The sequence below is a fragment of the Prevotella sp. FD3004 genome, from assembly GCF_000746155.1.
In the GTDB taxonomy this organism is placed as follows: domain Bacteria; phylum Bacteroidota; class Bacteroidia; order Bacteroidales; family Bacteroidaceae; genus Prevotella.
Genome location: NZ_KN050819.1, coordinates 455,062 through 469,367 on the forward strand (window position 1 = coordinate 455,062; position 14,306 = coordinate 469,367).

At 52.9% G+C, this 14,306-nt stretch carries 11 protein-coding genes; 4 read left to right on the forward strand and 7 right to left on the reverse strand.

Annotated features, from left to right (window positions below; genetic code table 11):
- Positions 1–328 precede the first annotated feature (328 nt).
- From T325_RS08930 to T325_RS08945, 4 genes are all read right to left on the reverse strand, one after another.
- Positions 329–2,830, reverse strand: a complete 2,502-nt coding sequence (locus T325_RS08930) for a hypothetical protein (protein ID WP_036912625.1) — start codon at positions 2,828–2,830, stop codon at positions 329–331.
- Positions 2,831–3,618: 788 nt separating this feature from the next.
- Complete coding sequence (locus tag T325_RS08935) at positions 3,619–4,536, reverse strand: DMT family transporter (protein WP_036912628.1); 918 nt, start codon at positions 4,534–4,536, stop codon at positions 3,619–3,621.
- A 3-nt stretch (positions 4,537–4,539) separates the two neighbouring features.
- Positions 4,540–5,286 (reverse strand): tRNA pseudouridine(38-40) synthase TruA, encoded by a 747-nt coding sequence (gene truA, locus T325_RS08940; RefSeq protein WP_036912631.1) that lies wholly within the window; start codon positions 5,284–5,286, stop codon positions 4,540–4,542.
- A 417-nt stretch (positions 5,287–5,703) separates the two neighbouring features.
- Positions 5,704–6,903 (reverse strand): hypothetical protein, encoded by a 1,200-nt coding sequence (locus tag T325_RS08945; protein WP_036912634.1) that lies wholly within the window; start codon positions 6,901–6,903, stop codon positions 5,704–5,706.
- A gap of 242 nt (positions 6,904–7,145) precedes the next feature.
- Here T325_RS08945 and T325_RS08950 point away from each other — a divergent pair, with 242 nt between their 5' ends.
- Positions 7,146–8,429 (forward strand): alpha/beta hydrolase, encoded by a 1,284-nt coding sequence (locus tag T325_RS08950; RefSeq protein ID WP_036912636.1) that lies wholly within the window; start codon positions 7,146–7,148, stop codon positions 8,427–8,429.
- Positions 8,426–9,235 (forward strand): EFR1 family ferrodoxin, encoded by an 810-nt coding sequence (locus tag T325_RS08955; RefSeq protein WP_036912639.1) that lies wholly within the window; start codon positions 8,426–8,428, stop codon positions 9,233–9,235. The genes T325_RS08950 and T325_RS08955 overlap by 4 nt, the downstream gene beginning before the upstream one ends.
- Here T325_RS08955 and T325_RS08960 read toward each other — a convergent pair.
- From T325_RS08960 to T325_RS08970, 3 genes are read right to left on the reverse strand one after another with little or no spacing between them, the layout of a single operon-like run.
- Complete coding sequence (locus T325_RS08960) at positions 9,210–9,881, reverse strand: YggS family pyridoxal phosphate-dependent enzyme (protein ID WP_036912642.1); 672 nt, start codon at positions 9,879–9,881, stop codon at positions 9,210–9,212. The genes T325_RS08955 and T325_RS08960 overlap by 26 nt on opposite strands.
- A complete protein-coding gene (locus T325_RS08965; RefSeq protein WP_036912645.1) occupies positions 9,881–10,360 on the reverse strand; it encodes a DUF4494 domain-containing protein in 480 nt (159 codons plus the stop codon). Before T325_RS08965 ends, T325_RS08960 begins: the two co-directional genes overlap by 1 nt.
- Entirely contained in the window at positions 10,357–11,679 is a 1,323-nt protein-coding gene (locus T325_RS08970; protein WP_036912647.1) for a serine/threonine-protein kinase, read from the reverse strand. Before T325_RS08970 ends, T325_RS08965 begins: the two co-directional genes overlap by 4 nt.
- Positions 11,680–11,812: 133 nt before the next feature.
- Here T325_RS08970 and T325_RS08975 point away from each other — a divergent pair, with 133 nt between their 5' ends.
- Together T325_RS08975 and T325_RS08980 are read left to right on the forward strand one after the other, a co-directional pair.
- Entirely contained in the window at positions 11,813–13,015 is a 1,203-nt protein-coding gene (locus T325_RS08975; RefSeq protein WP_036912649.1) for a pyridoxal phosphate-dependent aminotransferase, read from the forward strand.
- Complete coding sequence (locus T325_RS08980; protein ID WP_036912652.1) at positions 13,012–14,259, forward strand: ABC transporter permease; 1,248 nt, start codon at positions 13,012–13,014, stop codon at positions 14,257–14,259. Before T325_RS08975 ends, T325_RS08980 begins: the two co-directional genes overlap by 4 nt.
- Positions 14,260–14,306: the final 47 nt, after the last annotated feature.

A 14,306-nucleotide genomic window follows, 5' to 3' on the forward strand; every position in this document is an offset into this window, starting at 1 on the left:
TCCGTAGTGTTTTCGGCGCAGATATTTTTTGGCACGGATTACACGGATTACACGGATTTTGAGGCGGATTTTTTTAAGGCACGGATTAACACGGCTTTTTAAAAAAAGACGCGGCTTTTTATTTTGGCACGGATTACACGGATTACACGGATTTTGAGGCGGAACGGCCTTAGTTGCCATGCTAAAAGCCGTGTCTTAATTATATTAAGCCGTGTAATCCGTGCCTATAAAAATATATCCGTGTTCGCTCGGCTTGCCGCTTGGCTCGTCCAAGAATCCGTGTAATCCGTGCCTAGAAAATTATCTGTGCCTAGAAGATTGTGGATCATTACGGCTCATAAATCAGCATGTCCGTCTTGAGATAGGACTCGCCACCGTTCTTGAATTCGTATCTGGTGGGGTCACTGTCTTCGGGTCCCCAGTAAACCGTTCCGCCGATGGTAACCGTGCCGCAATATCTGTAATTGTTCGGTCCGATGCAACAAGCGTCCACATCATTAGTAGTACCTCTTGTGGCAGTGACTTTGGTGACGCCGTCGGTGATGGTAATGGTGCCGCATGTACTAATTCTATCAATAGTATATCCTGCGCCGATACCGGGACAATTAGTTCCACCTGTAGCCACGATGGTTCCTTTGGTAATTAAAATATTACCACAACGGCTAGCGGCCGAATACGAACTTATACCTCCGCCGATGCCGGCACCATTATCTCCGCCGTAAGCAGTGACGGTGCCAGTAGTACTGATGGTGATATCGCCGCCAACAACGGGAGACTCAGGTACTGTGTCACCGCTCCCGATGCCGGCAGAGCCGGGACCAGCGTAGGCCGTCACGTTGGCAGCTCCGGTGATGACGATGTTGCCGTAGTGACTTTCGGTGTCGCCGCCAATGCCGGCCGAACCTCCACTATCGCTGTGCGAGTCCGCTGTCAGCGAACCGCTTCCCTGGATGGTCAGCGTTTTGCCGTCGGGCACGCTGATGGCAGCACGACTTCCAAGGAAAGGCCTCACCAGATTATCCGTGCCGTCGGCCAGCACCAGGGTGGCGTCGCCCTCGCAGGTAATGCCTGCCCAATCCGTGTCCCAATCGTTCCCGCCATTGATGGTGATGCCCGAGAGCGTCACGGTGGCGCCGTCAGCGACGGAGATCTTGTAGTCTCCCGCGAGGGTTCCCGTCAGCCAATCGCCGTCCTGGGCCACATAATTGCCGGTGAGCTGGCTCAGATCCACCAGGTGATTCTCCACGGTGTAGGTGTAGGTGTAGGTTTCATGGCCGTAGGTAGAATCATAGGCTTTAGTGGGCGCGCTGCGGGTGACGGTGAAGCCGGGAGCGGCCAGCAGGTCGGTGACGTCCGTCTCCGATTCGTCCGTATTGCGGTTGTATGCGGGATTGTCGTAATCGACATCGTTTCTATAATTGGAGCACGAGATTCCACAAATGCCATCCGCGGTAGTCGTGACCGTGATCGTAGCCGATGCTCCGATACAGCTCATCTTGAGGCCGCCGTAAAGCAGAATGCCCCAGTAAGCGTTGGCGTTAATGGCGTTGTCACCTTTCAGGACCAGAGAGACGTCTCCCTGCGGATCCGGATAGATGTGCTTCTGATTGATGAATATGTAGCCGGTAGCCGTCAGGTTGTCAAGGGTAAAGGTGCCGCCCTGACCGTTTTCCAATTTGAATTCATACTCTTCGCTGTAGCCGCTGATGGTGATGTTGACAGGATTCTCTGTGAGCTCGTAATTTCCATAGAGGGGCTTGACAGTGGTGCCGGTGACGGTAGGCGCCTTACATTTCTGCCAGGTCAGCTCTAACTTGCCATAGTAATATTTGCCGTTCTCGAAGCCTCCGGCGGGTGCGGCCTTGGAGGCCGTATATACATTGCCATCCTCATCTTCAGCCGTTATGTACAACGTCTCGTTCTTGATGTCATCGACGAACATCATGGCGAAGTAGATGTTTCCATCATCCGACAGGTCATGGGGGTCCAAGGCAACGGGGCCTCTGATGTAGCGATTCTCCTCGGTGGAGGCGAGCGGATAATACATATAAATGGTATTGTTCTCCGCCGTCGTGACGACGAATTGGGTAAGCGTGGGCGTTACGGAATCGCCATTCTTGTCCTTAAAAGTCAGTTCCTGACGGAACAGGGAGCCGACGTTCTGGAAGGTGACGTCGCTCTTGTCCGGGTCGTCAAACTGGACAAGGGACATCGTGTATCCCTCGCTATCATCACCGTCCAACGCCGCAATCTTCATCTTGGCCTGCCCATAATCGTGGTAGGTAGCGCCATAGTGATAATCCCAGTAAGAAGCGACTTTCTGATCCTTGCTGCCGGTCTGGTAGAGATAGTTGAAATTCAGATATGCCGGATTCAGATCAGGAAGGCGCATGTTATAGAACAGATACACGGCGTCACCCTCGGCCGGCGTTAAAGCGATAGGGTTTCTGTCTCCATCGTCATAGTAGAACTTCAGCGCACCGCTGAGCGTGGCTTCCGAGGGATTGGAACCTGGCGTAACAGTCATGGAGACGCATTTTCTCTCGGCGGGATCATAGGCGATGGCATAGACGCCGTCATGCTCGATCACCATATATACTTCGTCCGTTTCTGCGAACGTGGTCCTGGCTTTTTTTTCGCCGATGGTCACGGCGCGAGTCTGTGCACCATTATCGAAGGATGCAGGAAGGGTGATACGGCAGACGGGAGCCTCTTTCACGATCGTTTTCTGACCCAGGAGATCGTCGACAGAGCAGGCTGTCAGAGTGCCCAGTGCAAGGGCTGCAGTTATGAATGTAGCAACCAGGCTATTGATAAGATTTCTTTTCATTGTGCTCCTGTTTTAGGTTCATAACTTTGGTTTACCACTCCTCGGGGTCGTAGTCTGGTTTACTGGCCACCAGCAACTGTGGTGTCTGTCTCATTTCGTACTCCCGCATTGCAGGCTTCACGTACTTAGGCTTCTCTTCTCTTGTTTTCATTGTTTAAGTTTATGTTGAATTTGGCCACAAAGATAAACAAAAAAATCGAACTTACCAAACATTAGCACGGATATTTTTTTAGGCACGGATTACACGGCTTTTTAAAAAAAGACGCGGCTTTTTATTTGGCACGGATTACACGGATTACACGGATTTTAAGGCGGCGGCGTTTATTGGGCGCGGATTTACGCGCGGATAATTTTTAGGCACGGATTACACGGCTTTTAAAAAAAACGCGGATATTTTTTTAGGCGCGGATTACACGGATTACACGGATTTTAAGGCGGAACGGCCTTAGTTGCAATGCTAAAAGCCGTGTCTTAATTATATTAAGCCGTGTAATCCGTGCCTAAAATTTTATTCGTGTTCGCTCGGCTTGCCGCTTGGCTCGTCCAAGAATTCGTGAAATTCGTGCCTAAAAAAAATAATCCGTGTTAATCCGTGTAATCCGTGCCTTTAAAAAAAGTTATGTGTTCGCTCGGCTTGCCGCTTGGCTCGTCCAAGAATTCGTGAAATTCGTGCCTAAAAAAAATAATCCGTGTTAATCCGTGTAATCCGTGCCTAAAAAAAATAATCCGCGTTCGCTCGGCTTGCCGCTTGGCTCGTCCAAGAATCCGTGTAATCCGTGCCTAAAAAATTATCGGCTGCCGATGTAGAGGAACACCATTCCGAGGAGTACGAGGGCGAGATCGACCGCCTTAGCCTTGAGGTTGCGCTCATGGAAGAACCACGCGCCAAACAAGAAGCTCACGATCACACTGCCGCGACGAATCATCGACACGATGGAAATCATGGCCTCAGGCAGCGACAGCGAGTAGAAATACATGAAATCGGCCGTCGACAGGAACACACTCACGCCCAGGATAGACCACGACCAGTGGAACGGCGTCGTATCCTTGTGCTTAGGCCACCACAGCAGCATCAGCATAACACCCATCATGGCACACTGGTAGATGTTATACCACGACTGCACCATCATACGGTCGAGTCCCACGCCGCCGTTCTCCACAGGCGCCATCAGGAACTTGTCGTAGAGACCGCTCACGGCGCCCAGCATCGCTGCACCCACAATCATGTATATCCAGTGGTCGTGCTTGAAGTCTATCCCCTCTTTCTTACCGCTGCGGCTCAGCATCAGAAACGATATCACCGCCAGCATCACACCGACCCACTGCCACAGGTTCAGTCGCTCACCGAAGAAGAGCAGTGCGCCCACGAGCACCATCACCGGCCGCGTGGCGTTGATAGGTCCCACGATGGTGAGCGGAAGGTGCTTCATGCCGAAGTAACCCAGTATCCAGCTCGACAGCACGATGAGTGCCTTCAGCACGATGTACTTGTGCATCTCCCATCCCCCGCTGGCCGTGTGGAAAAGGGTATCGTCGAGCACCGTCGTCGTACCGCTCAGCACGATAAACGGCAGGAAAATCAAACTCGAGAAGAGGGTGTTCAGAAACAGTACGGGAATCACCGCGTTGTCTCTCAATGCATGTTTCTTAAACGAATCGTAGCAGCCCAGCATAGCTGCCGACATAAATGCTAATATCAGCCACATATCCTAATAAACAATCTTTTCCAAAAACAGCGCGTTGCCAGGCATGCTCTCACCGGCATCCGAACGCTTCTTGCCCTCGATCACCTTCCTGAAGTCGCTGAGCGAGAGCTTACCGCGACCCACGTCGACCAGCGTGCCCACCACGGCGCGCACCATGTTGCGCAGGAAGCGGTTGGCCGTGATCTCGAAATACCACGTCGTGGGCGATGTCTGTATCCACTCGGCCTTCGTCACGTTGCAGAGCGTGGTCTTCACGTCGGCCCCGGCCTTACAGAAGGCTCCGAAGTCCTCATATTCCGTCAGGATCCTGCCCGCCTCGTTCATCCTGTCGAAGTCGAGCTCATAGTGCATCTCGCAGCTGTAGGCTCGCTCAAACGGGCTCTTCCGTGTGTGGATGTAATAGTGATACGTCCGCCACTTAGCCGAGAACCTGGCGTGCATCTCGTCGCTCACGGGCTCTGCCTTCTCTACGGCGATGTCCTGTGGCAGCAGACGGTTCAGCTTATACACCAGCTGTTCGCAGTTGATGCCCTCCTCGGCCTCGAACCTCGCCTCGGTGTCGAAGTGTGCCACCATCATGCGGGCGTGCACTCCCGCATCGGTGCGCCCTGCTCCCGTCACGCCGATCTCCTCGCGGAGAAGCGTAGAGAGCGCCCATTGCAGCTTTTCCTGCACCGACACCCCGTTGGGCTGTATCTGCCAACCGTGGTAGTTGGTTCCGTCATAAGTGAAAGTGATGAAGTATCTCATAGACTGTGCAAAGGTACGAAAAAAAAATGAGACCACCAAATTTTTAGCCAGCTAAAATCTTAAAATTCCGCACTTTTTCAGAAATTCTTTTTTACGTGTTGCAGTGTTGCAGTGTTGCAGTTGTTCTGAAGGCTCCCGCGCCTTAAAAAAAAGGTCTATATATTTATATATATATATAATATATATAATATATAGAATTCTCTTTCCACTTTTTACGCTACTCAATCCTAACTGCAACACTGCAACAACTGCAACAAATCAACAGGTTTCAGGTTTAGAGATAGTCAGTATAAGACTGTATGACAGCGACTTAAGTTTTATACGGAGCGGAGTGAGGTTTTCGATAAAAGAAAGTCCCCCTCCGCCTGAGGGGGACCGAAAGCGTCCGCAGACGCCCGAAAAACGCTTCGAATTGTTCTATAATACGTATTCGGCTGTGACACCGAACTTCATCATATTGCCTTTACCTGAAGATTCCAGCGACTTAAACAGGTCGGCATGCAGTCGGGCCGCATGCTTGCCCAGTGCCATCTCTACGCCGCCGCCGATATAAGCGCCGAAGTGGTTTGTCTGTTCCCAGTCCTTGTCGACGATCTTTTTCGACATATAATAGCGCTCCTCCTTGTTGCCGAGATGCAGCACATAAAAGCCTCCGACACGGATGAGAGGAACGATCTTGCCCTTGCCGTAGCGCTTAAGCAGACCTATCGAACCCATGCAGCGGGCCTTCTTATATATCGTGTACGACGACTCATGTCCGCCGCGCACCATCGTGTGATGCTTGAAGCTGGCCTGGGGCGAGTAGACGACACACAGTTCCAGGGCACCGCCCTTCGTCACGCGCTCCAGCTCGGTCTCGAAGCCCAGACCCGCCTCGAAAGTGCTGCCCGAGTAGTTCTCGTCCTCCAGTGTCTGGTAGGCGGTACGCTCGTGCGTATAGTACGAATAGCCCGCAATCGCCTTGAAATGGTTCTTCGGTCCATCCGACTTCTCGTTATACTCATACACCATACACGAACTGCCGTCGGTACATACGTCCTTGTGGTAGTCGCGCACGGCGTTCACGAGCTGTTTCCTCGACACATCGTCGCCCTTTATCTCCTCGGCAGCCTTCCACGAGTCCTTCAGCAGCAGCTTGACCTTTCCGTACTGTTCACGCTGCTCCTCCACCCTGCTGCTCTGCTCATGGATCGACGCTGAGGTGAAGAACGCACGCTTGGTGAGCTGCGCCATCTCGCCGTCCTCTCTCTCAAAGAAGAAGTACTCGTCCTGATTATAGGCGACGCAATACAGGTTCATCATGCCCTGAACCATGAACTCGGCGAAGTAGAGCTCGGGCGTACCCGTCACATTCAGTCGACGGGTCACGAAGTACTTTCCCCCGTTGTCGAACCTGAATCCCTCGATGTCGCCGGGCTTGTAGGTCTCGCCCTTCGTCTCCCCGGCAGCCCAGAAGTCGCACTGCTTCGCCAGTCGCTCGTTTGTACGGAAATCAATGACGCCCCTGATGGTATCGCCATTGTTCGTGATAACAAAACCCGGTTTCGGGTTCACCTGTGCACACAACTGCATGGACATCAGAGTCCACGACAGCAAGAAAACAATCTTTTTCTTCATCGTATTACACTACTTTTTTTGATTAATGATAATTAAGTTTACTATGGCCGATTAATTCAGCAAAAAAAATTCTAGGCGCAAAGGTATGAAATATTCCGCAGACGACCAAGAAAAGGGAGCGAAAAAAGTTTTTCAGAAAAAAAATAATTTTCTTTGAAAATTATCTTCATTTTTTCTTGCATATCTCAAATATTTTTCGTACCTTTGCACACGTAGACAAACAACCATCAGAATCAAAGAAAGTGAAGAAGATTATCATGACAATCATGGCAGCCGTAGCGACTATGGCATGCATGGCACAGACAGGCACATGGTCGGGAGACCTGAGTGTGCAGGGCATGAAACTACAGCTGGTGTTCCGCATCGGTGAAAGCGAAGGAACCATCGACTCGCCCGCACAAGGGGCACGAGGCATCAAGCTCACCGTGGAGCGCCCGACAGGAGACAGTATCGTGATGAAGATTCCGACCATCAACGGTCAGTACCAGGGACGACTCGCAGGCGACGAGATCACGGGCACCTTCACCCAGCACGGCACGACGTTTCCCCTCACGCTGAAGCCCGGCGAGAAGATAGCCAACCGCCCGCAGACGCCCAAGCTGCCCTACCCGTACGCCACGGAAGAGGTGGAGTTCAAGAACGGCGACGCCATACTGAGAGGTACACTCACGCTGCCTGAGGGCTGCAACAGGAAGACGCCCGTGCTGCTCATGGTGACGGGCAGCGGATTCCAGAACCGCGACGAGGAGATACTCGAGCACAAGCCCTTTGCGGTGATAGCCGACGCACTGGCCCGACAGGGCATTGCCACCCTGCGCTATGACGACCGCGGATTCGGGGAGTCGAAGGGTAACACGGCGACCTGTACGACGGAGGACCTGAAGAACGACGCTGCCGCGGGCATCGACCTGCTGCGCGAACGGTTCGAGAGCGTAGGCGTGATAGGCCACAGCGAGGGCGGCACCATCGGACTGATGCTGGCCTCGGAGAGAAAGACCGACTTCGTGGTGAGTCTGGCAGGAATGGTGATCTCGGGCAAGGAGACACTGGTGTGGCAGAACCGCACGATGCTGCCCTACGAAGGCTTCTCAGAGGCTGAGGTCGAGGCATATTGCGAGATACTGAATGAAGCGTTCGACGCCCGCGTCGCAGGACAGAACGTGCCGTCGATAGACAACCGCGACCTGCCCGCAATGCTGAAACAGGACTACAAGAGTACGATGCTGCAACTGATGTATCCCTATCTGAGATATTTCATGACGCTCGACGCGAGGAAGTTCATCGGTAACATCACGTGTCCCGTGCTGGCACTGAACGGCACCAAGGACATGCAGGTGGAGTACAAGGCCAACCTCGAGGCACTGCGCAGCGGACTGCCTTCGGCCAAGACCGTGGCGGTAGAGGGCTTGAACCACATGTTCCAGCACTGTCAGACGGGACTGACCAAAGAGTATCAGCAGATCGAAGAGACCATCGCCCCCGAGGTGCTCGAAACCATCATTAACTGGATCAGGAACGAACGATGATTTTCTATTTCTCAGGCACAGGAAACACGAGATGGGCGGCAACGCAGATTGCGGAGGCCGTGGGCGACGAACTGCTGTTCATCCCGGAACTGATCAGTAAAGGCAGCTACGAGTTCTCCCTACAGCCAGGCGAGCGGATAGGATTCTGCTTTCCGACGCACGGATGGCAAGTGCCGGGAATCGTGAGAGGCTTTATCCGCAAGCTCAGGATAAACGGTCTGGAGCCAGACACCTTCTGCTGGTCGCTGACCACCTGCGGCGACAATGTGGGCGAGACGATGACGATACTGAACAAGGACCTGGCGGCCAACGACCGTCTGAAAACCAACGGAAAACCGCTACAGGCCACGGCCGTCTTCTCGGTGGTGATGCCTGAGACGTATGTCTGTCTGCCTTTCATGTACACAGACACCGAGGAGAGGGAGCAGGAGAAAATCTCCGCCGCCAAAGCCCAGTTGCCGCATATCGCAGAGTGCATCCGTGAGAAGCGCACAGGCGTGGAGGAGCTGGTGAAAGGCTCTACCCCCCGACTCTACTCATACGTGATTGGCGGCTACTTCAACAAGCGGATGATTCACGACAGGAAGTTCACGGTCGACCGCGAGAAGTGTATCGGGTGCGGCAAATGCGCCAAGGTGTGCCCTGTGGAGAATATAAAAGGAACACCGCCCGAGTGGATTCACAACGAGCGGTGTACTTGCTGTATGGCGTGTTATCACTACTGTCCCACACATGCCATCAACTACGGTAAGACAACCAGGAAGCGCGGACAGTACTTCTTTAATAGACGCGGGGACCAAAGATAGTGGTACCGATGCGGACCATCGTAGAGCGGGTCTGAAGGGCTACGAGATAGTCGTCGCTCATACCCCAGGAGCGTTCGCAGAAAGCGTCGTCAGTTTCAAAATATTTCGCCTTCACCTCATCAAAGAAGTCGGCTGCGGTCTGCATCTCGCGGCGTACCTGTTCCTTGTCATCGACAAACGAGGCCATCATCATCAGGCCACAGATACGCACATGCTTCATCTCGCGCCACTCGCCAGCCTCAAGGAGTTCGCGGCAGGCGTCAAGCGTCAGGCCGTACTTGGTCGACTCCTCAGCGATATGGAGCTCAAGGAGCACTTTCACAACGCGCCCGCACTTCTCGGCCTGCTTATTAATCTCTTTCAGGAGCTTTAGCGAGTCAACAGCCTCAATCATAGATACATAAGGCGCGATATATTTCACCTTATTGGTCTGAAGATGACCAATGAAATGCCACTCGATATCCTTTGGCAGCTGCTCGTGTTTGAGGCGCAGTTCCTGCTCGTGGCTCTCGCCAAACACACGCTGGCCCTCATCATAGGCAGCCATGATGTATTCGGCAGGATGGTACTTTGAAATTGCCACAAGGCGCGTACCCTGTGGCAATGTATCAAGAACCTGATGAAGATTTCCCTTAACGTCGTACATTACTGTTCGTATTCAGGTTTGTCGTCTTTTTTCGTCTTAGCATACTCATAGACGTCCATGATCGTGGTCTCGTTGACAGCAGCGATGACATAGTCGATCATGGTGCCGCCCATCACCTCGTCGATGTTCTTCACAGCGCCGTTGAAGGTGCCTGCCTGAACAAGATAGGTGACAGAGCTGCGCTTCTCTTTCTCGGTCTTCTCGTCGATGGTGATGAACTGGAGCTTTGCCTTATACCAGCGGTCGGCCATCTCGTCGTCAGAGAAGAATATTTCCTTATAGGGAGCCTTCTTGATATCGGCCACGTCGAACTCGCCGCTGATATAAGACGACATCTCCTCGATGATGCGCTCCTCGGCCTCGCTGAAGCTGAGGGCATCGACTACATAAGATTCTGTAACTTTCTTCTGCAAGCCGTCTTCCATCACTTTCTCATAACGGATCTTGCATTCAAACCAAATTGCTGTTCTACTTCTCATTTCTTATTTTTAACTGTTGTATTAATTGTTTTATCGTCGTCGGAGGGCTTCTTGTGAATGCCCATATAGTCGGGATCGAGCTCCTTCATCTTCTTGGAAGTGAGCTGGTCGATGATCTCAGAGGCGATGCGCTGAGAACGGTCGTTGCCCAGGTTGGCCTCCTTGGCGAGCTCGGCCTCCTTCTTGGCCAGCTCTTCGGTCATAGCCCTGCTGCGCGCCAGGAAGTCCTTCTCGGTGAGGTTCATCTTCTCGTTGTTATAGATCTTCGAGAGTATCTGGTCGGCGGCACGGGTGAACTGCTTGCGGAAAATCTGCTCGGCCTTGGCCTGGTATTCGCGCATCTTGCGCTCGTCCACACTCAGCGAGTCGTTGAGATAGGCCTGCTGCTGAACGGCAGCGGCAATCGTAGCCGAGTCGGCATCGGCACCGATATCAAGCAACAGCGACTCATCGTCGACCATGTCGTCGGGAATAGGTTCGTCGACGGGCTTCACATACTCTATCACTTCGGGAGTGGGCAGCAGATAGAAATAGCAGCCAACAGCCAGCAGGGCAATCAGCAGGGCTGCAACGCCCACGAGTCCCGTGCGACGCATGCTCTGGCGGGCCAGCAGGGCCTGATGGAAATCCTTGACAGAAGCATAGCGGTCGTCGGGCGACTGAGCCGTAGCCTTGGCCAGAACACCCTTGAGCTCGAAGGGAATGCCGCCCGACTGGTAGAGCCAGGCCACGAACTTGCCCAGCGAATAGACATCGGTGCGGGCATCGACGGTACCTTCGGCAAACACCTCGGGAGCCACGAAATCCTCTACGCCGTCGTAGAGCACGTCCTGCTCAAGCTTCATATAATAGGAACCGTGACACAGCAGACGGACGTTGGCGCCACTCTTGCGCACTAAGACATTAGAGGGCGCGAAGCATACGTGGAAAATGTTCTTGTCATTGAGTTGCGTGGTGAGATCAACCAGGTCGCTGATCGTTGAGCTGATGAAATTCTTACGGGCCACGATAGCTGGATTCTCATTGAGCAGCTGCTCGAAAGTGAGGTAATGCCCCACCTCGACGGCTATGGCGTAGACGCCGTCGCCCCCTTCGTTGGGCGTGAACTTGAGCTGGCGGCGGTCGTCGAGCTTCGACATCTCCTCGGCCTCGCGGCGCACACAACTGCTGAAGGCAACATGATCGGCCACCTCATCGTGAAACTCCACAAAGTTTGAATATTTCCCGTCTATCAGACGCTTGTAGAAATAACCGTAAGGCAGACGAACCTTCGTGGTTTTACGGGCGTCGCGGGTTTCCAACAATTCCTCGAAATTCATCACGTATCTCAATTTGTTGGGCAAAAGTACTCATTATTTCTAAAAAAAAGCCACAGATTACACAGATTAACAAAAAAAAACAGTACCTTTGCAGCGATTTTTGTAAAAAGTAAAAAGGTAAAAGACAAAAAAGATGCCGGAAATATCAGTTCGTGGCCACGAGATGCCCGAGTCGCCAATCCGAAAACTCGCACCTCTGGCCGCCGCAGCTAAGAAGAGAGGTACGAAGGTGTACCATCTGAACATCGGTCAGCCCGACCTGCCTACCCCACAGGTGGGCCTTGACGCTTTGAAACAGATAGACCGCCAGATCCTGGAGTATTCTCCGTCGCAGGGCTATCTGAGTTATCGTGAGAAGCTCGTTGACTATTACGCGAAATACAACATCAACGTAACAGCCGACGATATCATCATCACCAGCGGAGGTAGCGAGGCGGTGCTCTTTGCATTCCTGAGCTGTCTGAACCCCGGCGACGAGATTATCGTGCCCGAGCCTGCTTATGCCAACTATATGGCGTTTGCCATCTCGGCTGGCGCTAAGATCCGCACGATAGCGACAACCATCGAGGAGGGTTTCTCGCTCCCTAAGGTCGAGAAGTTCGAGGAGCTGATCAATGAGCGCACACGAGCCATCATGATCTGCAACCCCAACAACCCTACCGGCTATCTTTATACCCGCCGCGAGATGAACCAGATACGCGACCTGGTGAAGAAGTACGACCTGTATCTCTTCTCCGACGAAGTGTATCGCGAATATATCTACACAGGATCGCCCTATATCTCAGCCTGCCACCTGGAGGGAATCGAGCAGAACGTGATCCTGATCGACTCGGTGTCGAAGCGCTACAGCGAGTGCGGTATCCGTATCGGTGCGCTGATCACCAAGAACGCTGAGGTAAGAAAGGCCGTGATGAAGTTCTGTCAGGCCCGCCTCTCACCACCACTCATCGGACAGATCGTGGCCGAGGCTTCGCTCGATGCCCCCGAGGAGTATTATCGTGACGTGTACGACGAATATGTGGAGCGCCGTAAGTGTCTGATCGACGGACTGAACCGCATCCCCGGCGTCTACTCGCCTATCCCCATGGGCGCCTTCTACACGGTAGCCAAACTGCCTGTCGACGATGCCGAGGAGTTCTGCCGTTGGTGCCTGTCGGAGTTTGAGTATGAGGGCGAGACCGTGATGATGGCTCCTGCCGCTGGTTTCTATACAACCCCTGGTGCCGGTATCAATCAGGTCCGTATCGCCTACGTTCTGAAAAAGGCAGATCTGGAGCGTGCGCTCGTCGTATTGCGCAAAGCACTTGAGGCTTATCCGGGAAGAGTTGACGAATGAACCTACCGTTATTCATAGCGAAGAAAATCTATAGTGACAAGGGCGACAAACGGAAAGTGAGTCGCCCTGCCATTCGTATAGCCACCGTTGGCGTGGCCATCGGACTGGCCGTGATGATCGTAACGGTGAGCGTGGTATTAGGATTCAAGCACACCATCCGCGACAAGGTGGTAGGATTCGGAAGCCATATCCAGGTTCACAACGTACTGACGTATAACGGCAACGACCAATATCCTGTCTGCATAGACGACAGCATGATGCAGATGATAGGCAGCGTCGACGGCGTGAGCCACGTAGAGCGATTCGCTATGACACAAGGCATCCTGAAGACCGACGAGGACTTTCTGGGCGTGGCCTTCAAGGGCGTGGGACCAGAATACGACATGACGTTTCTGAAGAGCCATCTCGTAGAAGGAGAGATGCCCGAGTTCAGCGACTCTACCAGCAAGCAGAAACTGCTGATGTCGAAGATGATAGCCGACAAGCTGAGACTGAAGGCTGGCGACAAGGTGTTTGCCTACTTCATCGACGGACAGGATGTGAGAACCCGTCGCTATACCGTCAGCGGCATCTATCAGACCAATATGACACGCTTCGACGAGAACCTGTGTTTCATCGACCTCTATGCCGCCAGCAGACTGAACGGCTGGCTGAATGGCGAAGTGACGGGCGTCGAGGTAAAGGTGAAAGACTTTGAACAGCTACAACTGACGGAAGACAGGTTCGTTGAGAAGATAAACCGCAGCATCGATCCGCAAGGCAACGTCTTGACGACAGAAACCATCTATGAGCTCTACCCGCAGGTATTCTCCTGGCTCGAACTGCTCGACATCAACGTATGGATTATCCTCGCCTTGATGGTTTGCGTGGCAGGATTCACCATGATCAGCGGGCTGCTCATCATCATACTGGAACGCACGCAGATGATCGGTATCCTGAAAGCTGTCGGAGCCAGAAACAAAACCATACGCCACACATTCCTGTGGTTCTCGGTATTCATTATCGGACAAGGATTGTTCTGGGGCAACGTGATAGGCTTAGGCATCGTGCTGCTCCAGCAATATACAGGCTTCGTAACACTCGACCCGCAGACCTATTATGTGAGCGAGGCACCTATGGAACTGAACCTGCCGCTGGTTGCTGCCATCAATGTGGCAACACTGCTGATATGCGTTTTCGTGCTGATAGCACCCAGCTACCTGATTTCACATATTCACCCCGCAAAATCGATGAGATACGAATAATTATTGTTCGATATCTCCCCGAATATGTTATTTTTTATAAGTAAACA

Coding starts and splice junctions, on each gene's coding strand:
- T325_RS08930 (WP_036912625.1), bottom strand. CDS start 2,830: ATGAAAAGAAATCTTATCAATAGCCTGGTTGCTACATTCATAACTGCA.
- T325_RS08960 (WP_036912642.1), bottom strand. CDS start 9,881: ATGTACGACGTTAAGGGAAATCTTCATCAGGTTCTTGATACATTGCCA.
- T325_RS08965 (WP_036912645.1), bottom strand. CDS start 10,360: ATGAGAAGTAGAACAGCAATTTGGTTTGAATGCAAGATCCGTTATGAG.
- T325_RS08980 (WP_036912652.1), top strand. CDS start 13,012: ATGAACCTACCGTTATTCATAGCGAAGAAAATCTATAGTGACAAGGGC.
- truA (WP_036912631.1), bottom strand. CDS start 5,286: ATGAGATACTTCATCACTTTCACTTATGACGGAACCAACTACCACGGT.
- T325_RS08975 (WP_036912649.1), top strand. CDS start 11,813: ATGCCGGAAATATCAGTTCGTGGCCACGAGATGCCCGAGTCGCCAATC.
- T325_RS08945 (WP_036912634.1), bottom strand. CDS start 6,903: ATGAAGAAAAAGATTGTTTTCTTGCTGTCGTGGACTCTGATGTCCATG.
- T325_RS08935 (WP_036912628.1), bottom strand. CDS start 4,536: ATGTGGCTGATATTAGCATTTATGTCGGCAGCTATGCTGGGCTGCTAC.
- T325_RS08955 (WP_036912639.1), top strand. CDS start 8,426: ATGATTTTCTATTTCTCAGGCACAGGAAACACGAGATGGGCGGCAACG.
- T325_RS08970 (WP_036912647.1), bottom strand. CDS start 11,679: ATGAATTTCGAGGAATTGTTGGAAACCCGCGACGCCCGTAAAACCACG.